Source organism: Blautia sp. HCP3S3_D9 (assembly GCF_052063845.1).
In the GTDB taxonomy this organism is placed as follows: Bacteria; Bacillota; Clostridia; order Lachnospirales; family Lachnospiraceae; genus Blautia_A.
In genome coordinates this window covers 1-25470 of sequence record NZ_JBQHWS010000037.1, presented here as the reverse complement: position 1 = coordinate 25470, position 25470 = coordinate 1, and the positions used below count along the sequence as shown (strand labels likewise).

Annotated in this window: 25 protein-coding genes and 1 CRISPR repeat array; of the genes, 2 read left to right on the top strand and 23 right to left on the bottom strand. The window is 36.9% G+C overall.

The genetic code is table 11. The features are described from left to right. The first annotated feature begins 49 nt into the window (after positions 1-49). On the top strand, positions 50-1339 hold the full coding sequence (locus tag ACTNES_RS09225; RefSeq protein WP_441039161.1) for a vWA domain-containing protein: 1290 nt from the start codon (positions 50-52) through the stop codon (positions 1337-1339). A 28-nt stretch (positions 1340-1367) separates the two neighbouring features. Here the strand turns inward: ACTNES_RS09225 and ACTNES_RS09220 are convergent, their stop codons facing one another. The 22 genes from ACTNES_RS09220 to ACTNES_RS09115 form a co-directional block, all read right to left on the bottom strand. Continuing rightward, positions 1368-2504, bottom strand: coding sequence for an IS701 family transposase (locus ACTNES_RS09220; RefSeq protein ID WP_441039160.1), 1137 nt, complete (start codon positions 2502-2504; stop codon positions 1368-1370). A 686-nt stretch (positions 2505-3190) separates the two neighbouring features. After that, positions 3191-3508 (bottom strand): hypothetical protein, encoded by a 318-nt coding sequence (locus ACTNES_RS09215; RefSeq protein ID WP_441039159.1) that lies wholly within the window; start codon positions 3506-3508, stop codon positions 3191-3193. Between the two features lie 335 nt (positions 3509-3843). Next, positions 3844-5250 (bottom strand): type IV secretory system conjugative DNA transfer family protein, encoded by a 1407-nt coding sequence (locus ACTNES_RS09210; RefSeq protein ID WP_441039158.1) that lies wholly within the window; start codon positions 5248-5250, stop codon positions 3844-3846. Between the two features lie 11 nt (positions 5251-5261). Then, positions 5262-5966 carry a DNA/RNA non-specific endonuclease gene (locus ACTNES_RS09205; protein ID WP_441039157.1) on the bottom strand — a complete coding sequence of 235 codons (705 nt, stop codon included), beginning with the start codon at positions 5964-5966 and terminating at the stop codon, positions 5262-5264. Between the two features lie 16 nt (positions 5967-5982). Then, positions 5983-6252: a hypothetical protein gene (locus ACTNES_RS09200; protein ID WP_441039156.1), complete on the bottom strand. Its 270-nt coding sequence runs from the start codon at positions 6250-6252 to the stop codon at positions 5983-5985. Further along, positions 6249-7556 (bottom strand): VirD4-like conjugal transfer protein, CD1115 family, encoded by a 1308-nt coding sequence (locus ACTNES_RS09195; RefSeq protein ID WP_441039155.1) that lies wholly within the window; start codon positions 7554-7556, stop codon positions 6249-6251. The genes ACTNES_RS09200 and ACTNES_RS09195 overlap by 4 nt, the downstream gene beginning before the upstream one ends. A gap of 3 nt (positions 7557-7559) precedes the next feature. Then, a complete protein-coding gene (locus ACTNES_RS09190) occupies positions 7560-8147 on the bottom strand; it encodes a ClpP family protease (protein WP_195382759.1) in 588 nt (195 codons plus the stop codon). Next, complete coding sequence (locus ACTNES_RS09185; protein ID WP_441039154.1) at positions 8147-8803, bottom strand: YbjN domain-containing protein; 657 nt, start codon at positions 8801-8803, stop codon at positions 8147-8149. The genes ACTNES_RS09190 and ACTNES_RS09185 overlap by 1 nt, the downstream gene beginning before the upstream one ends. Before the next feature lie 103 nt (positions 8804-8906). Beyond that, on the bottom strand, positions 8907-9542 hold the full coding sequence (locus ACTNES_RS09180) for a PH domain-containing protein (RefSeq protein ID WP_441039153.1): 636 nt from the start codon (positions 9540-9542) through the stop codon (positions 8907-8909). A gap of 80 nt (positions 9543-9622) precedes the next feature. Beyond that, positions 9623-9910 carry a hypothetical protein gene (locus ACTNES_RS09175; protein WP_117844331.1) on the bottom strand — a complete coding sequence of 96 codons (288 nt, stop codon included), beginning with the start codon at positions 9908-9910 and terminating at the stop codon, positions 9623-9625. 126 nt (positions 9911-10036) lie between these two features. Further along, entirely contained in the window at positions 10037-10441 is a 405-nt protein-coding gene (locus tag ACTNES_RS09170; RefSeq protein WP_441039152.1) for a hypothetical protein, read from the bottom strand. An 18-nt stretch (positions 10442-10459) separates the two neighbouring features. After that, positions 10460-10930, bottom strand: a complete 471-nt coding sequence (locus tag ACTNES_RS09165) for a hypothetical protein (protein ID WP_441039151.1) — start codon at positions 10928-10930, stop codon at positions 10460-10462. Positions 10931-11171: 241 nt separating this feature from the next. Continuing rightward, positions 11172-12035, bottom strand: a complete 864-nt coding sequence (locus tag ACTNES_RS09160) for a hypothetical protein (protein ID WP_441039150.1) — start codon at positions 12033-12035, stop codon at positions 11172-11174. A 19-nt stretch (positions 12036-12054) separates the two neighbouring features. After that, positions 12055-12672: a TM1812 family CRISPR-associated protein gene (locus tag ACTNES_RS09155; protein ID WP_368208266.1), complete on the bottom strand. Its 618-nt coding sequence runs from the start codon at positions 12670-12672 to the stop codon at positions 12055-12057. Between the two features lie 15 nt (positions 12673-12687). Further along, complete coding sequence (gene cas6 / locus ACTNES_RS09150; protein WP_441039149.1) at positions 12688-13410, bottom strand: CRISPR-associated endoribonuclease Cas6; 723 nt, start codon at positions 13408-13410, stop codon at positions 12688-12690. Positions 13411-13425: 15 nt separating this feature from the next. Beyond that, positions 13426-15345, bottom strand: a complete 1920-nt coding sequence (locus ACTNES_RS09145; protein WP_441039148.1) for a TIGR03986 family type III CRISPR-associated RAMP protein — start codon at positions 15343-15345, stop codon at positions 13426-13428. Next, positions 15345-15710, bottom strand: coding sequence for a hypothetical protein (locus tag ACTNES_RS09140; protein ID WP_271740071.1), 366 nt, complete (start codon positions 15708-15710; stop codon positions 15345-15347). Before ACTNES_RS09140 ends, ACTNES_RS09145 begins: the two co-directional genes overlap by 1 nt. Further along, entirely contained in the window at positions 15710-17029 is a 1320-nt protein-coding gene (locus tag ACTNES_RS09135; RefSeq protein ID WP_441039147.1) for an RAMP superfamily CRISPR-associated protein, read from the bottom strand. Before ACTNES_RS09135 ends, ACTNES_RS09140 begins: the two co-directional genes overlap by 1 nt. After that, positions 17013-19193, bottom strand: a complete 2181-nt coding sequence (locus ACTNES_RS09130; protein ID WP_441039146.1) for an RAMP superfamily CRISPR-associated protein — start codon at positions 19191-19193, stop codon at positions 17013-17015. Before ACTNES_RS09130 ends, ACTNES_RS09135 begins: the two co-directional genes overlap by 17 nt. Beyond that, complete coding sequence (locus tag ACTNES_RS09125) at positions 19177-20724, bottom strand: hypothetical protein (protein ID WP_441039145.1); 1548 nt, start codon at positions 20722-20724, stop codon at positions 19177-19179. Before ACTNES_RS09125 ends, ACTNES_RS09130 begins: the two co-directional genes overlap by 17 nt. A 13-nt stretch (positions 20725-20737) precedes the next feature. Next, positions 20738-21103 carry a hypothetical protein gene (locus tag ACTNES_RS09120; protein ID WP_271740064.1) on the bottom strand — a complete coding sequence of 122 codons (366 nt, stop codon included), beginning with the start codon at positions 21101-21103 and terminating at the stop codon, positions 20738-20740. A gap of 481 nt (positions 21104-21584) precedes the next feature. After that, the gene (locus ACTNES_RS09115) at positions 21585-21782 is read right to left on the bottom strand and encodes a hypothetical protein (RefSeq protein ID WP_271740061.1); all 198 of its coding nucleotides are present in this window, start codon (positions 21780-21782) and stop codon (positions 21585-21587) included. On the opposite strand from ACTNES_RS09115, the gene ACTNES_RS09110 reads away from it, so the two are divergent. Then, entirely contained in the window at positions 21771-23867 is a 2097-nt protein-coding gene (locus ACTNES_RS09110; RefSeq protein ID WP_441039144.1) for a TM1812 family CRISPR-associated protein, read from the top strand. The genes ACTNES_RS09115 and ACTNES_RS09110 overlap by 12 nt on opposite strands. A gap of 54 nt (positions 23868-23921) precedes the next feature. Here ACTNES_RS09110 and ACTNES_RS09105 read toward each other — a convergent pair whose 3' ends face one another. Continuing rightward, complete coding sequence (locus ACTNES_RS09105) at positions 23922-24110, bottom strand: hypothetical protein (RefSeq protein WP_368208273.1); 189 nt, start codon at positions 24108-24110, stop codon at positions 23922-23924. A gap of 173 nt (positions 24111-24283) precedes the next feature. Next, positions 24284-24924: direct repeats of the CRISPR family, unit length 29 nt; unit sequence GTGTCAATTCCTCTTAGGTACGGTACAAC. Positions 24925-25470 lie beyond the last annotated feature (546 nt).

Sequence of the window (25470 nt, the reverse complement as noted above, 5' to 3'; positions counted from 1 at the left end):
AAAAAGTATCTCTTCGGATGTCTTTCTTAAAAAGGAGATTTAGTGATATATGATTAAAGAAATTAAGTCCAGGATAAATAAGCCCGTATTTCTTATAAGTGCTGTTGCCGGCGGCATCCTCTGGTTCTTCTGTAATTATCTGTATTCTACATATAGGCTAAAAATTGCAGGATTTTTAATGATTCCTGCCCTATGTACATTTTTATTTACAGTTTTATTTCTCATTATATGGATCAGTTCTGTTGTGACTGGATCTTTTGATAAAAAGAACCATCTCTATACCAGTATATGGGGAATGTTGAAATATTTTTCTTTAAGTATCGTCATAATATTTTTTCTGTCCATGTTATTGGAATACTTATATGAACTAAATCCAAATCAGAAAATAACTGAACCGACCAGTTACATTTTTGTGATTGATGAATCTGCTTCTATGAGCAGCAATGACCCAAATGGGCTCAGATATAACGCAATTTCAGAAATTATGAACTCTCCTCAAAATACACTTCCCTACATGGTTTATGCCTTTTCTTCCGAATCAAGAATTCTTCGTGATATGGGATACCTTACATCAAATGAAGAAGAAATACCAATAAATTGTGACGGGGCAACATCCATCAGAGAAACTACTCTTCGTATTTTACAGGATTATAAAGACAAAAAATGGAGCGGTGGTAAGAATCCCAAAATTATTTTTTTAACAGATGGCTTTGCTACAGATCTGGATAACGGTTTTCTATGGTTTAAAGGCAATGTCCCGGAATTCAACACAGCTTTGGAAGAGTACAGCAAACTTGGAATCAGTATCAGTACAGTTGGTCTTGGATCCGTTGATAAACAGCTTATGAGAAAAATGGCTGAAACAACAGGCGGCACATTTATCAGTATTAACCAGGCAGAAGATCTTGCTGATGCAATGAATACTGCTGCAACATCATATTCAGAAAGAAACCTTCTATCAATCCGTTATATGAAACATCTAAATAAGTTATTTGGATGTTTAAGAGTTCTTTTCCTTAGTCTTATTGGTTTAACAATCGGCGGGCTACTTGCTTTTGCTTATATGGATAATGCCAGTATTCCGCTTATTTTAATCAGCAGTGCTATAAGTTCAGTATTGGGCAGCATCCTTTTTGAACTGGGTATTCAGACTGGTGTTTATCAAAGTATTCTCTGGTTTCTCCTCTGGATTCTATACGCCTCCACTTTGGGATACTCATATCCTGAAAATAGTATATTGGGATCATCGCATATGAGGATTTCCTCCAAAAGAATCCAGACATCCGGATATCATATTAAGAAAGGACAAGAATTGAGAAATGTTAATATAAAACTATAAATGAGCAAATTTGAAAAATTGCACAAAATTATCCCGCTAACTTCATAAATGCATCAAAATCATTACTTTCTTTTGCACATCGGAAGAGATACTGATACTTTTCTGTCTGGATAATGCTTCCAATTCGGTGGTAGCCTTTTTCGAAAGAACAGAATTCACCGGTCCCTGCCACACACATACAATGTGCCATTGACATGAGCAGCCAATATCTTCGGATCCCCTGCGCAGAACGTATCTGGTAGCTGTCCAGTGCCAGTTTATTCTTACACTGGCGAAAAAATATTTCTATCGGCCACCGGCCAGCATAATAAGACAGTGTTTCGTCCACTGACAGTGAGACGTCTGTGCTGAGAAAGGCCCGTAGTGCTTTGGGATTTCCAAATGCTTTTTCCGGATAACTTAAAAGAACTACGGCATTTTCAATACCATTGAGTTTTCCCTCATATCGATACACGTAGTATTTTTGCTTTTTCACGGTCACAAGGTGAAAATTGGAACGTGTGATCGATAAAAGAGCAGCAAATTCATTAAGTTTCTTTTTGAATCCAAATGGATAAAGCATCCGGTTTGTTTTCAGTGCACCTATGGTATGAAATCCCCTCGCTGCGAAAGTATTGATTGTTTTTTCAGAAGTATACCAGCAGTCACAAAGGAAATAGGACATTACCGGTGGAACCGGCAGTTCTTTTGCGATGTTTTCTACAATATTGATCTTAGAAATCGATTTGTTGTACATTACAAAAGCATAGTTCAGGACAATGCCGTTACAGGAAAGCATAACCGCAACTGCCTGGTGTCCATAATCCTGTTTTCCTTTTAAATGGGATTGGTGAAAATACGCATCTTCAATAGGATGTAAAGCCCGTGACGAGGGCTTTGTCTTTGAAGCTATTGTATCGTCTACAATGCAGAAAACAGGCTTTCCGGTGCGTGCTGCTTCTGAATAAATAAGCTCTATAACAGAACGTTTTAAGGTATCTGAAAGTAATGAATCATCCCATTTCCCTGAATTAAGGAAATGTGCGATCGTAGTTCTGTGACAGGAACTGTTTTTAGCAAAGTCCGTGGTTTTTCCATGATATCCTGAAATAAAAATGCTGACCAGGATACTCATAAGATGGTTTATCACTCGGTTCGAATAAAATTTGCATAAGTTTAATTTCATAAGATGGTTGTATATGAATGCAGAATGATGTATAGTATTTGCGAGAGACACCTTCTTTCGTAAATGTTGAAAATGTTTGTTTTGTCACTTTCATTATACAACATCCGGAATCGAGGTGTCTTTCTTTTATGCAAAATCACGAACTTGCTCATTTATAGTATAAAACTATAAAAATTTCCAGAATACTGCTGAACTAAAATAAAATGATTTAAGCCATCTGATAGAAAAGAACTGGCATAGCCAGGTCAAACATATCAGATGGCTTTTTTCATATGAATGCCAACAACCTGAACATCTATCATTATCTCTACACCCTGCTGCTGTATATACCGGACTGTAAAAATGATCCCACAGACATAAAACAGTTGTTGTCATGGAGTGACTTTATAAAAAAAATGTGCAGGAATCATAGATATCGAAAAAGTACTCACCGCTTACACTCAATTCACTTGAAATTTAACGAAGCAGTGACTTAATCATATATCCAATACCCCAAATTATAATTATAATTGGCATTACAGCATTTACCCATGCCCACATATTGTTTGTAAAAGCTGTAATAATAAACTCCTTATATTTCACACAACTTACGATTACGAGAAGTACTCCTGTCAACAACCATCCGAAAATAAATCTTTTTATTACACTCCATACCGTTACCATCTGATAATCCCTCCCTTTTCTCCTTACCATCTCCAAAAGCGTCTGCGCATTTTCCACTTCAACCGCACAATGAGATAAATCACTACAATTACAACTACCAGAATCAAAGCCCCGGAAGACAGCAAATTTGCCATGAATATGGCAATTCGTACTGTTACAGCTTTGAAATTGACAATAATAAAGATTGCCGCCAGAACCGAAATCACCGAACAGATGATCATTGCAAGGCTCACTCCTAACATGTTTCTGCTGCCTTCTCCTCTGTAACTTTCCTGCTCGAAAATGTCACCTGTGCATCTCATGTATACATTACCTCCCCAACATTCTTGTATATTTCTCATCTTCCTAATCTCCTATAGTTTTTCTACATCCACGCCAGACAATATTAAACAATTACCGGCACGCCTGTTACAGCAGGCAAGAAATCTATTATCGGAATAAGATAAATATTTGCATACAAAGCCTTCTATGGCAAGAAATATGTCGAAACCAGAACTCATCAACATAAACGAGCACTCGCGTTGACTTCCCGTAAATTTATACGTCTGCTCTTTGGTCTGTTGGACAAAGGCCAACTCTACTCTCCGGAAAAGAGTAGGTAATCCATATCAAGAAGCTCCTTTATTACTTATAACCTTACCTGTTCCTTTCTGCCAGATACTTCCGATGCAATTAATTATCTGTATAGTGGCATTGTAAACAGAAATGGATCTTCTCCTGCCAGTGACACCACTGCTTCTCCATTCTTCAACTTAAGAATATTCCAGTCTTCTACTGTGTGGCCTGCCCTTTGAATATTGAGATTTGCCTGTTGTGCGGAAAGACTGAAATTCTGATAATTCTCACCAAGACGATTGATCACAAACTGCCGGGTATCATAATCATTAGTTCTGAACGCAACCATGTTCTGGAACGAAGATAAAATATTTTTAGCTCCAGCTTCTCCATACTGCTCCTCAAGACCACAGATGTTCTGGAGGCCACACATCACCTTGACTCCCAGTGAACGTCCAAAATTGAGACCATCTGACAAATGATCAAGTTTTGGAAGAAGAAGCATCTCATCCAAAAGAAAATACTTATTGGTTTTCACTTGCTGTCTTCCACCTAATGCATTAGCAAGAGCTCGATCAATAAGAATAGCGTACATAGGTGCAAGAAGCTGACCTTTACGGAGATCATATTCAATAAAAACTACTTTTTTCTTTCCACTACCCATGATGTCCCTCATGGAAAACTCTCTTTCAGGATTTGCCTGAGCGAATGGTCCCACAAACATCTTCTTCAGCACAGATCCAATGTAACTGTTAACACCCTGCGTCTGATTTCCATTTCCTGAGATATAGTCAATGCAATTGCGTTGATCTGACATATAATTCAGGCTAAGAATCTTCTTCAGGTTCTCATTGGTACAGTGTGTAAAAAAGTTGATAAGTTCCTTGTTATTCAATTTTGACTGGTCAAAACGCCAATATGTTCTCATATAATAAATCATGACTGCCGCAACCACCTGCTCTGCCATGGCCGGAAATATCGGCTGTGTTGTACTGTTCATGGACTGAAACAGCTGTTCACAAAGATTCAGAGCATCCTCATCACTTTCCATCGTGTAAACCAGTTTTCTGTCCAATCCCCGTGGCATTACTTCTGCAAAAACGTTGTGATAAGAAGTAATTGTGCGATATACCTCACCATTACCGATTATGACTTTTTCCTCGTCCGGAATCCTATGACCAAAAGTTTCCAGATAATCTCCCTTTGTATCAAAAATAACAATCACATCCGTAGACTGCATTGTAGAAATCATACGATCCAATGTCATGTTAAAAAAATTAGTCTTACCAGTACCCGGTGCGCCAATTGCCAGAAGACCATACGCCAACATATCCTTACTGACGCCGAAAAGTTTCTGTGTCTTTGGATCCTGAAATAGCACAAAAGGATTCTGTGATTTATCAGCAGTCCATACCGGAACTGAAGCTTCTCCGACACTCTGTCCTAAAATAGTCTTTGTATACATACCACTGTTTCTTTGCTGGTTGCTGCCTGCTCCAATTCGTTTCTGTCCAAAATCAAATGACATATACTTTCCTCCTAAATATCCATGCCGCCATCGACACCATCACAATCTTCATCAATCCCACCATCATCGACTGAATTATCTGAGATGCTATCAGCAATATCAGTCTCATTTTCACTGATAGCATACGGATCACCCGAGAAATCAGAAGGAGCATAATCTGCTGTCAGATTAAAAAGTGCTGCATCCGTTTCCTCCATTAAGTCTGCATATTCTTCAACTCCCATTAAATCCCTCAGATGATCTTCTGGATTCGGTGCATCAAATGTATCTGGTAAGGACGAAGACATATTATTCCATTCGACCTGACTGGCATTACTTTCATTTGTAAACGAATTATAAATATTTTCTGAATGGCCATCTACATATGTAACCGTATCATTAACTATAAATGTTGACGGTATATTTCCAGGCTGGCTGTCAACAATCGCTGTTTTTTCTGAATAAATATCAGCACCATTCTGTAAGGCATTACGCTCACCCCTCTCAACAGAAAGGTAACCTCCATGGTTTAAATCTTTGTGTTGAGGAACAACATTCGCTTTGCTGTTATCACCCGCGAGCGAAGATGCATTTACATGACCTTTTTCATAACCTGGCAGATATGCATCCGTGCGCCTCGGCATTCCCGAATGATCACTTTTTTCCACGGAAAGTGGACCCTTCCAGCTCACATTTCCATTCGTAGAATCAATTGAACTATATTCCGACTTATGCATAAATCAAATCTCCTTCTTAAATATCCATACTATCATCAACGCTATCCAAACCATTATCAGCGATTGACACATCTTCATTAGTTGTTTCAATACTCCCCATTTCCTGAGTTTCTTGAAACTCCTGAACTGCATCAAGATACTGTTCGGCCATTTCACCCGTTGATTTAAGGGCATCTTCGTTACTCATATTGGGATCGTTCATTGCATGTGTATAATATGCATTTACAGAATCTCTAAGTGTCTGGTTATATTCCTCCAAAGATACTGGCTTATACTCAAAACTCATTTTTCATCCTCCTTCAATGTTGATAAATTTCTATTTGTTCTTTCTCTCTCTGCAGCTTTCAATTGTCTGTTGTATTCTTTTGTTATCTCCTGATATAGTTCATTCTTCTGTATGTCATATCTTCTGGTAATAATCGGACGTTGTCCACGTCTTATAACCACTTCCTGACCGATTGGCATGTAAAGTATATCCTCAAGCGGCCTATTCAGGCGCAAACTCATATTCTGGGCAGTTTTCAAATCCATACCGCCAAGATAAATATACGAATCACAGTTATTTATAATTGTCGTTGCATTTCCTGAACCATACATTTGTTCAAGCTGACTTTCTGATTGCAGCAACAAAGTAACCGATATTCTTTTTTCACGAAAAATACTGATATATTCTGTAAAGTTTAAAATACGGCTTCCTGTTGCGAAATCATCGCACAAAACATGTACCGGAACCGGAAGCATACCGTTCGGGCATTGTTCCGCATACTCAAAAAGCTGCTTAAATATCTGTGCATAAAACATATTGACGAAACAATTGAGTGTTGGATTCACAGCGCTAGTAGTCACAAAAAGAATTGTTTTTTTCGATGCCATTTTCTTAAAATCTATTTTTTTCTTCTTTACCAGCATTTTTCTAAGATCAGGGGTAAAAATTGTATCAATGGTTGTATTCAATGTTCCATAAACACATCCCGCCGTTCGGGCTGGAAGACAGGAAAAAGACTTATAGCAGGATACGGCAAAACATCCAGGTTTTTTTGAGGCAATGTATTCAAATCTCGAATCAAGAGATGTTCTGATAGTCTCTCCCTGATTGTCAACTTCAAGACTGTCAAGTAATTTAAGAACATCTACAAATGTTGCGTTTTCCTTCGTCATAAGTATATATGCGATTAAAGCCGATAAAAGAGAGATGGCGGCTTTATCCCAATATGGATCAGCATTTGACTTTTCCTTATGTGGGTCAGCTTTCACGATTGATTCTGCAAGAAACGTTATATCATGGTAACTTTCCACATACTCCAAAGGATCGTAGGCGCAGTTACTTTCAAGGGGATTTACATAGTTTAAATCAAGAATTTCATATCCTCTCTCTTTAAACAAGGGTTGATATTTTTTTACGATACGTCTCTTCGTCACAGTAGCTACCAGACTTGATGTTTTGGTTTCCAGCAATCGTGGTTCTGAAATAGACATAGTCTTACCACTTCCACTGCCTCCGCAGACAATAATATTGTTATTTAATCCGGTCTCATTACAATCCATACTGTAAAAACAACCTTCGCCCAAAATCATTCGCTCTTTCTCCATATCTCAATTCTCCATAATTTTATTGAAGTCAACAATCTCATCACAAAGACCAAACTCTCTACTTTCTTCCGGACTGTAGTAATGATCATAACTGGTTGCCTTCTCAACTTCTTCTTCACTTTTTCCGGTATGTCTGGCAAGTATCTGATTCATCCTTCGTTTTGTTTCCAACAAGCTCTCCGAAATTGATTGAATCGATGAACTGTTCCCACTCACCCGATTTCCAAGCAACGGTTCATGAAGCATTAGTTCTGAGTGTGGAAGCATATATCGCCCGTGATTTCCACTGGAAAATAATACTGCCCCCATACTGTAAGCCCTTCCAATGCAGAACATCCTGATCGGAGCTTTACTTGCCTGAATCACATCATAGATTGCCATCCCGGAATTAATCTCTCCGCCTGGACTGTTAATCAGAACATCTATAGGCTTATCAGTATCTTCTTCATTAAGAATCAATATCTTTTTAATAAATTCACATGCAGATTCTGAAGAAATTTCTCCTTCTATGAATACTTTTCTTTGTGATAATAATTTCGAATCAGCAGATACCTGCGTAATACCACTTGAACTTTTAACTAAAACGTTCATTACTCCACCTCCGTTTTCTTTTCGCCAAACAGATCCATATGTACTTTCGGGATTTCTTCTGAAGGTAACTTCTCACCATCAGCCCCCTCTTCTGTGATCTCTGCCTGACGTGTCATCATTGCAGCTAAATCTGAATCTCCTATTTCAGAAAGTATACTGTAAAGTTCTTCCTCATATTTCTTCTCACACATTGCAATGGCTTCTTGTGCATAACCTTCAGCAAAAATAATTGATGTAATACCAGCGCCATATTTTTCAAACATGGCAGCGGTACAGAAAATGCTATTCTTTATACTTTCTATCGAAGGAAGTGTTTTATCACAATCAATATAACTTCTGAATCTAATCTCACCATCTCTGAAATCAAATTCAAAACATCCATTTCTTAATCCCCAATTGACTCTGTGGAGAAATTCTGCCATCTCCATCATCATTTTATTGTCTTCTTCATCTACACCAATTGGACAAATGCCATAAACAATAATTTCATTTGTTCTAATACTAATAAAATACTTAAGGCTATGAATCTTTCCTTTTATTCTCAATCCAAACTTAAAAATCCCATGTTCCTCATCAAAAGAAAAATTCCAGCTATCCTCTGTCAGAAACTGCTTTACAATATTTGCAATTTCAATGGAATACATATTTGTTTTCATATACATCCACCTTTCATTCATAATCCTTTAATATAAGTTCAAGACTTCTCATAGTTATATATAGAGAATCTATTATATGTACTTAACATTTTTTTGCACTGTATCACAACATTCTCATTAACTCACCCGCTGCCTTTAAACGAACATTTTTCATACTTTTATCACCGAATTTTTGTCCGCTAAAATCACTTACAAAGGTAACTTCACACAGTCCAAATATTCTTTGCCATATAAATTGTGTTATCTCAACTCGCGTAGTAGTCGTTGGAATTGTACTATAAGATCTTCTTAAAATCCCTTTACGGATACAGACTCCATTATCTGGGGAGTAAGTATAATACTCAAACGGATTAAATACGTTTTTGGCTTTCCATACCACATCTTCATTTACAATAATGGCAGTAGAATCTTCATAGTTGAGATTATCATCTAAACTTCTGTCGTCTGGAAACTTCTTTAAAAGCCAAAGAGAAAATAATGATAATCCTATCAGCGAGATTATTTCCACTCCACTTGGCATCTGCAAAATTGTTATCAATATTGTTAACGCTGTCGTCAAAAGAGCAATACGTCTTCCTGTACGATTTTCACTTATGATCATTGAAGCAAGTATCACGTCTAACAAAATTTTGATACCATTTACAGCAGTTTCATTACTGCGTGTATTAAGAAGCAAAAGTATAAACCAAACAATAAAACCCTTTCCCAGATTTATCAGGTTTCTTTTCAATGTCTCCATAAACATGTCTCCTCTCATAAAACATTAAACGGTTAATAGTGCACTTTTTATCATTCGGATTTTAAGGTTCTGTTTATTTCTTATGCAGCCCTCTTCATATCACTTTCATAAGCTATAGAATCTACATTTACCAAAATCTTCCTGTTTTCTCTTGCCCAACGTTTGATTGAGCAGAAAACTTTCGTCCCTTCAGGCACTCTTCCAGTCCAATAACCAAATACTGGAATCGTGTGCTCTGTCCCGTCAGTCAGATCTGAATTTGTTTTCAAATCAATGTATAAACCAGAGCTGTTCTGTTTTCGTACTACGCCTTCCATTGAATCTCTCAGATTCATTATCTCAGTTTCGTTGCACTCGTAATTCCACATAGGTTTTTCCTCCTGTCTGTTTACCTGCGTTTATCTGTTATATTTATATATAACGGAATACGCACTTTCGCTTAACATTTTTACAGGACAAACTTTGCTTTTTTCATATACTTATCACTTAACATCCTACCTTGCGCACAGACTGTTTATAAATACAAGGTAACATCCAAAATCTCCTATTGTTTTTCGGAAGTACTTGTCATCTTCCTCATATCCAAGCTGATCTCTCCACTTGGCTGGTTTTCCTTGCATTTTAAGATATCTAGCAAGCATATTAAAATGCGTAATAACAGAATTATGACAGAATGTTCTAGATGAGTCACGATCCATTTTTTCTTCTCTGGATAACTGCTGCCATCCTGCCCGGATTGCAGCATATCTTGTAGCAACAGCAATCAGTTCTTCATACAACTCGATTGCATCTGAATCTTTTTCAATTTCTGCCACTAATTCCCCATGAATACTCTGCATTTGTTCAATAGTTAAAAAATGCGGTTCTTCCATGTATATTGTAAACGTATTAACTTTCATTTCGATACCTCCTTGAAATCAAGCGTTATTCTGAAATATATGTCTGATCCAGGCTGCCTCCAGAACATCATAAACATATTGATTTGGAATTGCACCTTTGTAATATCTGGAGTTGTCACCACCTGACATTTTTACTGCAAAAGCCCCCACTGCACGAGAACGGGACTGACCGGCATAACAGTGTACCAGAAGTGTATCTACCATTTCATGCTCAATTATGAATGAAATAATTTTTTCTGCCATTTCATCATCAAAAAGCACAGCTCCCGGTACTTCTTTTACAATATCATCAAAATATAGAGTCAGTACCCCTTTGCAAAAATTATTTTCTGAAAAAATAAATCCAAATCCTCCTGTGTGAGTATCCTGAATAGAAATAACTGCATATGTATCTTTACGTTCCGCATTTGCTTCCAATCCCTCTGGATAATAATGTTCCATTACGTAATCAAATGCAGAATACACTGATTTTACCAGAACTCGTTTCATTTTTTGATTCTCCCTTAATCTCAGTAAATTCTATATGCTATATAAATAGCTTGAACACAGCAATTTTTCTCAGCTTATTTTACTTTCTTCATAAACATTTTCCTCCCTGTCTGTTTACCTATGTTTATTTCTTATACTTATAGATAGTAGAATGTTCTCTCCTACTTAACCTTTTTGAAAGCAAATTTAAAAAAACAAAAAAATTGAGGATCCGATATGCTTCGGATCCTCTGTTATAATATTATAGTTCTTCTTTTAATTTTTTCTGAAAATCTTTTACTGTCCTACTAACGCTTGTTTCCTCACGATTGTTCTTTTTTGCTATCTCTCTTTGAGTTGGCAAAACACCACTTTTTTTCCATTCTTCTATCGCATCTTTACTAATAAAAGAATATTTTTTCTCTATTTCCTCCAAATCTAGCCACAACTTTGTTGTCATTATATCAGAAACAATAGGTTTCTGTCTCTTTTGCAATGAATTAAATGTTTTTTCAATTTTATCCAGAAGTTCTTCTTTATCTTCTGCCTCTATAAACATTTTTTCAATATCAACACCGTCTGAGATAGAACCCCAGATACTTTCTTCTTCCCCTTCATCATTTTTGACAGTATCGCCTACAACACGAACATTTGCTAATCGTGCAAGCTCCCTAATCTTATCAACTGGGAGCTGCATTGCTTCGGATAATTTGAGATATAATTTCTCTAATTCATAACCTTTCCCTAATTTTTCTACAAGTTTAGTGTACTTGTAAACATTTCGCATATCATTTTCAGAGATATGTAATCCCCCATATGTATTATCCTGATATTTCTTAAGTTGTATATAAGAATATTTCCTTTTCCACACAAAATTAAAATAATGAAGAAATTCTCCTTTCGTACTGTCAAATCTTTCAATACAATGACTTGCAACTTCTGTAATCTCATATCCATACGGTTCATATTTTTTGCTAATTGAAAGCAGATATTTATACAGATGCTCTATCATTCTCGTACGTTCTTTTATAAAGGCTATCTTTTCTGTTTTTTTATCCAAAGAAAATATCGGTGATTCATTGATCAGCCGCTCATATCCTATTATTTTATCACTTTTTGTATACATATTTTCACCTACCTCCAAATCAAAAAGTTAAAAGTAAGTTCAACATGCTTCTTGCCTTATCTGAATCGGTACATTCAATAGTATTTGTGATAGAACTCAGGCAATATAACGGAACCATATCGCAAATTCTGGTATTGACTGCCCGTCCATTTTCAAAATCAGCCTGACCATAAACAATGTTTTCTACAGTGCAGTTTAAAAATTTCTCTGCGAAACTAAGTGTTGTAAATAATATAATCGGTAGATCTTTCGGACCATAAGTGATATCAACATAAATATGAGAATCGTCTGAAATCTGAGCTACTATATCCTTCAGAAGCTGTTCATGTACTGTCTGATGTTCTTCAAATTCAGAGTCTATAATCTTGTACTCAATAGCAGCCCCAATCTCTTTGTTTACTGCTTCTAATTCTTCTTTAAAAAATGCTATATTTCTCTTGTAGTAATCTTTTTTATCTTTTTTGACCAGAATAATAACTTCAAGTTCATCGTCCGATTCCATTGTTTTCTCAAGAAATGCACAAATTGGATAGCGAACTTTCCTTTCTGATACCGGAAGCGATTTATCCTTACTTGAATAAACAACCTGATCGATATTTTCTTTCATTGAAATACTGCAAATAATAGTTTTTTTCATTTTATACACCTCTCATTATAATATTGAAAACATTCCAAAGCCCTGTGAATTTTTTGCGCCAAGCCCTGTCTGATACAAAAAATCCAGATACTTTCGTTCCCCACTTATTTTATAATTTCCAAGCCATCCTGTAATATAAATCCCTTTATACTTTGTTACAATCTTCCTCGGAACTTTATTATCACAAAGATTCATTTGAATATCTGATATTGGTGGAACCCCATAATACGCCTGATATTTTCTGAAAAAATTTCCATTTATACTCTGATAGAACAAAGACTCCTCCGGATCAAAATAGTATGTTCTGCCAGTCTCTTCCTCTGTAGAATATACCGTTATCGGAGACTTCATTCGTATTAAAAGCTCATTGTCCTCCACCGTATAATCATACAATTCCATCTGTATGTCTCCATATTTTTGACTGCCAAATGTAATTCCATATCTCCAGAAACTTTCTCCCAGTAAACGCAGAAAAACCGAATCCAGACTTCGTACTTCAAAAGAAACCTGATTTCTGAAAACAATTTGATTATTCTTTATAGAATATTTACCAGAAAGCTGGCTAAACTGAAACATCTTATACTGCCGCTGTCCCAGGTAATACCCTTCCTCATGCATAAAATTCCCAAAATCTGAGGCTTTTCCAATCCCCTGATAGATAACAGCCTGCAATATATGATTATAATTTACAGGCAATATGAGAGGACTTTCTAAATTAATATAAATCATTAACTGCATAATTATAATAACCTTCTAATAATGTTTTTTTCCTGATGGTCTTCGATTCCCATCATTATTCCTACACTTTTGATTACTGCCTCTCTGCATATTAATGCCTTTTCCGTCTTTGTTATTATATTTGCTATCTTTATATGCTGACTCAGAATATTTCATGGTAATATCTTTATCCAAAATCTCAGGCAATGCAGCAACAATGTAAGCATCTTCTCTTTTTTTAGGAAAACCAATCTTAGGATTTTTATGATTTCCTACAAACCACTGATATCCTTTTTCAATCGCCTGATTTTTTTGTACGATCTCCTTTGGATATGTGATTTCTATATCTTCAGAAATACTTTCCAAACCTGCTATTTTATAAAATTCCTCCTTAACAGTTGTACTAAATTCTGCATTTTCATAATTTACGGCATTGTATTCTTTACTTTCCAGTTTATACACCAATTGGTTCGACTCTATAGATATCGTTCTTTCTTCAACAGAATTTACTCTACAGGAAATGCTACCGTATCCCAGCGGTTTTGCACCTCCAAGTTTCAAACCTAATTTTTCTGTACCACTGTTCATAATCCAGACAAGCTGCTTCAACTGTTTTTCAGATATTCCTTCAAAATACAATTCTCCGGTAAAAGTAATACCTTTTCTTACCGGTCGTATAGTTTTATTGAGTCGATCCGGTTTAACTTTAAACATATTAACTTTTTGATGATGCCAGTAGTATTTCCTGCCTCGAATCTGCCCCATTGCAACCTTTAGTCGATTACCACACACATAATAATCATACGTCCAGAATGTGGCATTCCCTGCAGGCTTTGTCAGATAGAAATCTGTGTTCCCAAGTTTTGGTTCTCCCAATGCCTCCAGTGTGATTTTGTCACATGCATAGTAATCCACAGCATCTTTTTTTTCCTCAACATACAGATCTGAAAATCTGATTTTTGATCCCTGTCCTGTTTCACCTACATGTCCAAACAAATCACATGCAGGACAATAAACATTCTTACACGGTGCAAACTCACCTGACAATGTTCCAAGATTATACTGTGATATTTCTTTTGAATAATTTGCCGGTGCCAGATATACATTTTGGTCACCCGGACGCAGCATAGAATATGTTACTGGAAAATATCCTTCTGAATCACTTGCAAGAAATCTTTCCAAATCCTCCAGATATTCTTCATAGGCTATTTTATTTTTCTCTTTACTTTTCTTTTTTAATTCTGGCTGATCCAGATAGGAAGAGACTATTGCTGACAGTTTACTCTTAATCATATCATGAGTAAGCACAACACTTTTGATTTCACTCTGAGGAGATAAAAGATGATAATGTTTCTTTTTCTTTTTACCGGCACCGCCCATACCCCATTTTAAAAGATAAGCATCCTTAATCATATCGCCATTATGCTTTTTCTCATAACCCGCCGGTGGCATTTCATATTGGGGATTATCTGATGTACCTTCAGCCTGTGAACTTGCCTTATATAAATGATAGTTTCGTTCCGCGTCTCTATAAATCAGACCATGTTCAAATCTGGCCGGACTTCTTTTCACCGGATATGTCGCTTCATTTAATAATCCCATGCAAGAATCCGTTAATGTCTCATAAACGTTACGAACTACACCTCTCATTTCGCTTCCAGGTATAACCGGTACATGATAATTCTCTTTCCCTTCATACCGTTTTTTTCCGTCAAGTTCTGTATAGGAAAAAAAATCATAAGATTTGTGATCTGGGGTATCATCTGACTCCTTAAAAGCAGTCTCCGAACTTGAATTCGGAACAAACAGAGGCGTTTTTGTCGTAATTGTATAATGGATTACGCCTGTGTGTCTATCTGTCTCTCCATATGCCATCGCCTTTTTTTCGGGTAAATGGATAAAATTATAAGGATTCACAAATCTATTGGAATAATTTTTCTGATTTATATCTGCCACTATGCCTTCACCTCTTTCAGCCTGTAGTCTGGAATTTTCATCAGATCATTTTCATCATAACAAATATAATTTATGACTTCAATCCGGCCATACACCGGCGTTGTTTTTGATCCGGTTGTGTAGATACATTCAATATAAGAATCATCATGTGGTATCAATTCATCTGTCACACATGTTTCCACTTCACAGTCTCGCATTTTGATATAACGATATTCCTTCTCCGTATCAAAAAGATGCAGTTCCAACAGATTTTTCATCAACTCATCTTCTGAAGGAAGTTGTTCTTTCCTGTATGTCTCATATATAACTCTATCTGTATAAAGTGCATACATGATTCCACTGTCTGGTGCATTACATAAATTCATCAGCACACTTCTCCCTTCTCTGCCATATTTTTTAACAATTCTCCAATCACAGCATCTTCGATGCCTTCTTTTCCGTCTATCACAATTGGTCCCTGTTTTTCGAAAATTCCTCGGCCAATAGCCGTTTGACCACCCACTGCCAGTAATCCATTCTGTAAATCTTTAATTGCCAGAAGCAACAATCCCAAGATCCACTTTTCATCTGCCGGATGCTCAGATTTACGAACCATAATATGAACATTCAGGTTTCCATCCACATATGTTTTTTCTTTATACAGCGTCCCTTGTTTTACAGCTGATTCAAATCGACTGACACCTGTTCTCACCATTGTCAGTGGACGTGCATTTTTAATCTCTGTCTCACCAATAATAATATTGGATGCACAGGCATTATCTCCGTGAACATACCCAAATGCAATATCAACCAGCTCATTGATATTCTCCGGAAGTTTTATTCCTGCCATTTTCATGTCCAACAGTATCGTTACTATCCTGTGCCGCAAAGCTCCTGCCAGACTGCTGCCCGGAATAATCGGCACACCATGATCTGTAATATGTACAAAATCCGGCTCCCCTTTTTTGGATGCATAACGACGAATGCTGATACCTCCTCTCATTCTGAGAGGAACATCAATGTGAATCATTTTGGATGGTACTTCAGAATCATCCAGCCACTGATTCCGGCAATCTGGTTTCATTTTCCAAATATCCTTTTTATAGGACTTCGCATATTCCAGAAAATTGGTCTTATCATAAGTCTGATGTTTTACTGATAACAGGCGAAATCTTCCAAATCCTCTTGTTTTCTTACCTCCCAGGCAAATTTCTCCTTCATCAATTCCCCGGAAAATTTGTTTCAACTCGTGATGTATCTGCTGTTCATCATCCTGTTCTCTGATTGTCAGTTCCATATAGAAATGTGCAGTTGCCATAGCTTCAATGATTTCCATATCAAACTTACTGCCATCCACAGCAACTTTACTGCCATTCAATGCTACTCCATCCCGCATGCCAGATATATATTTACCATCAAAACACATATCTGAAACAAAAAGAGAACTCATTTTTCCATCGTCATTTCCATCTGCATCTTTTCCTGTAAATCCCATGAAGCAATCTTTGTCATCCTTCTTTTTTCCAAGATACGCACGCATGGCTCCTGCAAGAGAATTTCCTGTAACAAATGGATTTCCGTCCGCATCTCTGAGCACATCACTGTCAGTCCATTCATTATCTCCGGAAGACACACTGAGCGGAGAAGTCACCTGAACCTGCACATACAGAACTTCACGCTTGATAACCTTACAATTTTCTGCCATTTTCTTCTCCTCCCTCCTGAACTTTTCTACTATGATCTTCCAGCTTTTTCACAAAATATTTTAATTCTGTAATATAGGCGCGGTATGTCTGTTTATAAAGCTGTGAATCTGACCACGGAAGGACTACTCTCATCCCATACTCTTCCAGCATTTCCTGCTCTATCATCTTTTTAATCTGATCCGGATTTACATTTCTGACAATTTCTGTACATAATTTATTCTTATCATCTTTTTCAATGCCTTCTACCTGACTTAACATTTCCTGATAATCAGGTACATCCCTATAGATACCACGAAGCTTTGCGATTGCAGCATTCAATCCATTTTTGTTTTGTTCATAAAACTTGGATTTTTCCTTCACACAGGTTCTTACAGTCCCCTGCATACGACGTCCAAACTCTGCCAGTAACAATTTCTGAACAATTTCTTCAGAATCATCCAAAGCTACATTGGCTGATTTGTCCCTGCTTTCTGGTTTTCTGACCAAAATTTTTGCATCCCTTTGTTTCTCTGCCAATATTTCACCAAAACCTTCAGATACACGCTCCCCCACAAAAATATCTTTTAAATCTTCCATACACATTCCTATATCTGAATGTATCATAAATGTGCTTCCCTTTCCTAAGGTCTGATGAATTGGTTTTCTTTTTCCCCAGGTTACATTAAAACCACCTGTTGTAGCAAATTTCAGATATGGACTTACACCATTTGCCAGTTCTATATCTTCAACCCGAAGCACCTTACACAAATATTTTACAAATTCACTGATCTCTGTTGTCGGTATCCCATGCTCATTATAAAGAATAGCATCTGATACAAGCGTAATCACCGCATCATGTACATATTTATCCGATTCATATTGTCCTGCCTTTGTAACATCATTTACTTTGTCTTCGGCAATCTCATCAACAACCAGATCTACTGCACCAAATTCGCTGCTTCTGCCATATCCCATCCGAATCTCTCCGGCACGTTCCAGCGCATCCAGAATCACTTCTGCCTGATGCTTATTCGCATAAATATATCCTGAAAAAGTTTGTCCCGCCCGAATACTGCAAAGCTGATAAAAACCGGAACCATCATTCTTTCCCGTTGCGCGTCCGACAGACTTATTTTCCGGTCTCTGATGATGATAGCTGATTTCCGTCTCCACATCCACCTTTCTGCCATCTGTACTTATATAATCAATATTAGCAGGCGTCATCTGAATGCCTGCAGTTGCTTTTCTGCTTTCCTCATAAAGCATATCCCAGACATCCATCATTCCATCCGACGTCCATGACTGATCCTTTTTCTTCTGTAAAGAACTGCGGCCAGGAATACACCGTTTACCTTCATATGCTATATATGCATTGGAAGCGATCAATTCATCTCTCTCCGACATTATTTCCCGATATTTTTCTGATCCCAGTAATTCTGCAATTACACCCAGTACTTTGCTGCCTGTAATATAGTCCTCAGTCACAGCCTGATTCCCCTGTGCTGACTTGCAGATCATCGCCGATTTCAGATGAATCTCATATCGAAGTTTATTATATTCCTTTAATTGAGCTTTATTGACTTTCACATGAGGTCTCTCACTGTGAGATATTTTATCTAACCTCATATCCACCAATCCAAGTCCCCTGCTTCTGGATACTCCCATGTGTTTCACCAGTGAAACAGCCTGCTGTAAAACCTTAAAATTTTCCGGATTTATAATACTGCAATCGGCCTCTAATATAAGCCCTTTTCTGGCTACTCTTATGGTTCTCAGAGAATTTTTATCTGCAACACCTGTTTCCAGATCAATTGCAGTCTGTGTCCTGGTATCCGTATACTCATTCAATACATTTTGCTGTAACGAAAGACCTTTTGCTTTTGAAGAACGTAAAGCCCGAAGTACCTGTACTGTCTTATCATAATCCTGGATATATGCATTGGATAATGAAAAGCCTGATCTCTGATTTCCCTCTTTTCCAAAGATTTTCAGGTACTGCAATTGCTCTATCAGCCCCATTTCCATCATTTCAAGGGCAGCCTCCCGAATACAGCCTTTGATTCTTTTTGCCGGAATATATGGTATCCCATACTCATCGTAGACAATATCTGTATCTACCATACTATTATGTGTTTCACCGGAAGCTGTACACAAATCACTTAATAGTTTAATTGTTATCTTCATGTGAACTCTCCTCCACATACAAATCCATAATTTCCAGTGCATCATACCAAATCCGGTATTCATCATCGTTCAGTGTAGTTGCTTCTTTCATTCCTGAATGATCTGTCAGTTCTGTATATCCTCTGGATTCCAGAAAAGATATCTCCTTTTCCAGCTCATTGGTTCCCATCGGGATAACATTTCTAAGATGCTTCGCCTTGTTTCTTGGCATATACATAGTAAAATATTTACTCCAGTAAATCAGTTTTTCTACGCTATATTTACCATTTTTATTTTTAAATTCTTCTTCATCTTCCACCCCTGACACAAAGTATGGACGTGCTATAATAGTACCCTGATCCGAACTATAATGCCTGTCCCGATATTCTTCCAAATCTGCCGCACGGATATTCGTACATATCTGATAGTCAAAGAAATTTCCTACAAATCCGGATTTACCTCTGTTTTCTTCCTTTTTTGCGCGTGACTTTGCAGTGTCACAACAGGCTTCCGCTACCTGATATGCATCTGAGAAAGGAAAATGACTGTTAAAATATGCAATGCCACCGCATGCACTATAGATGACATCATCTTCTCCTTCACCGCCTAAATGTTCCAGAAAATATCTTACTGCCGGTATAGCCAGTTTGGCATTGCACACAAAAGTAATATCATCTCCTGCTACCACAATTTTACGATACAATCTGGTTTTTATGTTTTCCTTTACCTTTGGTGTCAATTCATCCATATATTTTGTCATATTAATAAAAGTATTTCCAAAAACTGCTGATATCTCCTGAGAAAGACCACGCATTTTAGGAATTGCCTCTTCATAAGCGGTTACATTCTGCATCTCATTCCTGATACGGATGCCCATACTGTTTCCATCAATATGACACACTGCCAGAGTACTGTTATCTCCTTTTTCAGTCACCATATTATCAAATATCTCCTCATTCTCATTTCGCGGAAAACTTTTTCTTTTAAGGTAAGCTTCTGTACAGTAATAAGTTTTTGTCTTTTCTTCAAATCTTGTCAGCGGATATCCTGTAATTGAATCAGCTTCCATAAATGGAAGTGCCCCTGTCGGCTGGGTTGATGGCATGAATGCCTTAATCCGACGCATTTCCTCATTGATTTCCGCATAATCATGATCATATGCATTAGTCTTTTTCACAACTGCAACAGCAAGATTCAAAGAATACGTTCTTTCAAGAACATATTTCGCCAGAAATCTGTTCACGTTTCGGCATTCTTCCCCTCTTCGAAAAAGAACATATGCATTTCCTCCGCCAACAAACATAACCTGCATTTCTATCTCCGGATTTTCCAGAAACACCTTTGGATCATCATTCTTCCAGTCTGTTAAATATTGTTCCTGATTCTTTGCATTATTTTTTATGTATGCATTTAATCCATCTGTAATAATGGCCTCCACCAACACAGATGCACCAATGATCTCTTTTGCCGCATTACTTTTAAAAATATAATTCTGTATTCCCCTGACATCATACATAGCCAGAACCTGCTGATCATACAATTCTTCTCTCATTTAATTTCCTCTTTTAATATTCCCGAAAACCGTTGAAAGTAAATATTGACTCTTTCCGAATCGTTCCATCTTCCTTCAAATGTTCTACTGCCTTTCGTTCCGAACAACTGGCCAGTACCCGAATTCCCTTTGCCTTTAATTTCTGCACGATTCTGAAGCAAAGTACAAATTCGCCCATACACATAACCGCTTCAGGCTGCATTTCCATTATTTTTGCTGTCATCTGCTCAGCCAGATCCTCCATCTGCTGATCTGTCAGATTACACCTAACTGCCGGAAATGGAATATCTGTAATTATTCCATACTTTTCGGCTGCATCTTTCTGTGCCTTTAACCATCCTCCTGATGGATGATTTGAGCAATTAACAAATCCTCCCATTATTATTTCATTCCCTTTCCTGTTATAGTTTAATTATACTTCTGTTTTCCCGGGCTGTAACTACATAATTTATAAAAAATCTGATTATTTTCTATCCTTCTTGTAAAAAAAATAGTTTTTGTTATAATTTACTTAACCTGCTCACGAGATTCTCGTCTGTAAAAATTTATCTCACGGGATATCCGCAGAATTCCTATGAAAGGTAGAAAATGTTATGTTTGTTCAAAATCTGATTTCTGACTTCAATAACCAGTTAAGTATTTCTGATCATGATTTAAATGTTCTCTCTGGTTTTTTCCATTTTTTAAAAAATCAGACGAATACCTCCCGTGCATCTGTTCCCTATGGTCTTCTTTTACAATACGACAATGAAAAAGTAAAGGAACTTTTTCTGGAAATTCTGGACAAAGCACTCATGGCTCCACAATTTTCCGGAAAATACCGTTTGGTATGGATTAACGAAGAAGATTTTTCCAGAAAATCACTTGGCCAATGTGTCAATCGTTCTGGTGATATTTTTCTTCTCAGAACCTGTCTTCCACATGGAAATCCTGATCACCTGATTTCCGAATTTGAAAAGCATCCGGAAATCATCAAAATTGTATGCGCATCTTCCGAAATAGTCGAGACCCGCTTCAAAAAGGATGAACATTTCTTTTACCGGATTTTGCCACGCCATATTCTCCTTGGAGAGCTTGGATCCAAAGAAATCACTACTCAGTTTCTCAATGTTCTTAGCTCCAGAAAATATAACATTACCAGTGACTTTCGGGATGAAATCGCTTATTATATTGATTCTATCTATAAAACCGCCGATTTTAAAGACAGTTCTTTTGTTGAAGATCTGATCCGACGAATCGAATTACAGATGGAGGAAACAGATGGTGCCGCTGCTTATAAAAAAGATTTAGCTATTGATTCTACATTTGTCCCATATTCAAAAATCGTACAGTCACGTAAACAGGCAAAAATAACCGAACAGACAGAAAAAACAACATCCTTACTACCTCAGCTTACTGCTGAAACTACATCAAATACTTTCAATACAGATACAGATTTTTCTGCAAACAAATCAAAAACAGACAATGACATATACAACAAGAATGAATCCGAAACACACAAACAGACACATTGTTTCGACAACAGACCTGCCCATACAAATGTTCTCCTGCTTGCTTTAAGTACCTTTCAAAATGTAATCAGAAAGTCTACATTTTCATATGACTTTTGTGGATGCAAAGGCGAAGTTACCGGACGTTATCAACTGGATCCAATTCCCAAGATGCTGGACGAACTTCTGGCTCAAAATGGTGAAAATCTTGATAGGATTATTATGCTCTGCACAGATGACACTACACAGAAAATTGCCTCCATTCAGACTCCGGAAGGAGAACTCAAAGATATTTCTCCAGCAGAATATTTCCAGAATCAGGTACGCAACTATATGAATCCTTTTTTGAAGAACGATGAATTATTTACCCCCATCAATATATCCATAGACTCTCCATATGAGGGAATTCAAAAAGTTGTTAAAACGATTCGAAATATCAAAAATCCACATCTGTACCTGGACACACATGGCGGACTCCGAGGTATCCAGCGGATCCTGGAAGCTACTATTACTCTTTTAAAAATTGAAGGGGTTCCTGTCAGAGAAGCCTACTCTGTTGCATTTACAGATAAAAATCCGGTTAAACCAATCATTTCAGAGACAGAACAGATGAAAATATTCGATTTTGTTTCGGGTATCAATGAATTTATTACCTGCGGAAGGGCAGACACATTAACAGAATATTATAAAGAGAAATCCAAATACCATTTTCAAAATGACATTGTCTCAAAAATCACTACAGTAGCTAACGGTATTCAATGGTGCTGCGTTCCTGAATTTGAACGAGGTCTTACAAGTCTTCAGGAGTATTTTCAGCAGCATGCTGACAAAAATGCTGATCCTTATTTAAGTATTTACATAGATGATATCAAAAGAGATTATCAAAATCTAGTATTATCCAAATATTCGGTAGTTGACGAAATTAACTGGTGCATTAAGAAAAAATTCTATCAGCAGGCACTCACGTTAATCGAATCCCGAATATCAAAGTTACTATTTGAGGAATGGAAGATTCTGAAATTAAATACTTCTCCATGGACCGAAAACAGGACTTCATATAATGAAGTAACCACCTCATATACGATAAAACATGATGTCAAAAATCCTGGTAAATATACTGTTTATTATACTACCAAATCACAAAAATCCGGCGAAAAAAACGGTGTTGTAAATACTGATATCAACGATTTTTTTAATGGTTTTGTATATAATTTTCAAACCGAGGAATATAACAAAAATGGTAAAATTATCCGAAATAGTAATAACCCTTTTAAGCCCAAACCTTTCCTGGGATATAAAGATTTTAACAATATGACCAATGAAAAATATGATGGCTTTACTGATTATCTTTCACAAATTAACTTTCACTCAATTGACACACAAATACCTGCCTGCATTAATCTTGCCAGAAAAAAATTGCAAATTTCAGGAAAAACCCGAATCAATTTACCTGATGCTGTGATCATCTCCAGGAAAACTGATGAAAAACTTTTATTTCAACTACTCGTTTTACATAAAACGCTGAAAGATGTACGAAACACAATGAATCATGCATCTGACCAACTTAAATATCAACCGGAGGCCATCATTCTCTCACTAAAGTATTACATGAAATGGGTTGATGCACTAAACCCAAATAAACAGTCTTCCTGATTTATGACTACTGCTTCAATGTCACTCTTAACAGGTGTTGTTGAAGCAGTTTTTTTAGTCCTTATATTCTTCCAGCCTTTTTCTAAATTCTTTCTTGCTGCGTTCTCTATGATATTGGGATTTTAATTCCATACTCATAGTAGGTCGAGTCCATACATTCCCTTTTTCCAATACCCATTTTCGTTCCGTTCCATGACTTGCATTATATATTTTCAGTTTATCTGCATTCTGTTTTTTCTTCATTTCTTCTAACCTCCAGTATGCAAAAGCCTTAAACTTCACTTTACAAACATAGTTTAAGTCATATGCCACATTCTTTTTTACTGCTGCACTTATACATATGGATAAGAAAATGACTTCTTAACATTTTTTCAAATATTTCTTACTTATACGATCGACTATGATCGTCCTATCCCATGTCAATTCCTCTTAGGTGCGGTACAACCATTCACTTGGTGAAATGAACAAACCGCATGCGCGGGTGTTGCAACGTGTCAATTCCTCTTAGGTACGGTACAACTTGAAATCAAAAAGGAGGAAAAATTCCTCTAAATGTGTCAATTCCTCTTAGGTACGGTACAACAAACATGAAGGATGTGGTCAAATTGTAAAAATCAAAGATAAGTGTCAATTCCTCTTAGGTACGGTACAACGCTCTAAACTTGGTTGGGATGTATATCCGGAGCTGTGTCAATTCCTCTTAGGTACGGTACAACGGTAACGTTGCAAACTACGATTGCGATCTGTAAGGTGTCAATTCCTCTTAGGTACGGTACAACTGTTCATAATATTAGTGAGTGCAATAATTGTTTTTTGGTTGTCATAAGTGTGTCAATTCCTCTTAGGTACGGTACAACAAGCACTTCGCATTAGGTCCTTTGGATGGACGGTACTGTGTCAATTCCTCTTAGGTACGGTACAACAGAAAATTAGCAAACCCGAAGACGCCCTGAATCTGTAATCGTGTCAATTCCTCTTAGGTACGGTACAACGCAACAATAAGGGTAAAGTGACAAACTCTGAGTTTCGTGTCAATTCCTCTTAGGTACGGTACAACAGCAGTCTTTTCCTGCTATTACTAATATAGTATTATATTTTTTTCAGAAATTCAACCATTTTTCTTTCAAAAAGTCCGTCGACCTATTTTCCTGCCTGACACTTATTATTTCCATATAATCCAGTATTTCCAGACTTTTTACCAGATTAAAAAAGTTCTCATTCTCGGTCGACAGTCTTTTTTGTAAGATTTCAGCACTTTTCTGTTCTAATCTGTATTTTTCTTTCCTCTTCATCACCCGCAAGTCCTTATATTTACTGGTTTTAAAGGTCGACGGACTTTTTTCATTCATATGAATGTGCCTTATTGTTGTATTTCAAACAGTTACATTATGTATATTATCAAAACTTCAAAATACTTCCTCCAATTTTCTTAAAAGTAATTGTTCTTTTCCTTGTATAACCCTATAACTTCCTTACTGGAGTATTTTAATGTTTCAAACTTCCAAACATGCCGGGCGGCATGCTCTCCTTTCGTCGTTCCTGCCTTCCGGCGCAAACAATGCATGAATCCAGCCAGTTTACAGTTTATTCTTTTTCCCTTCCA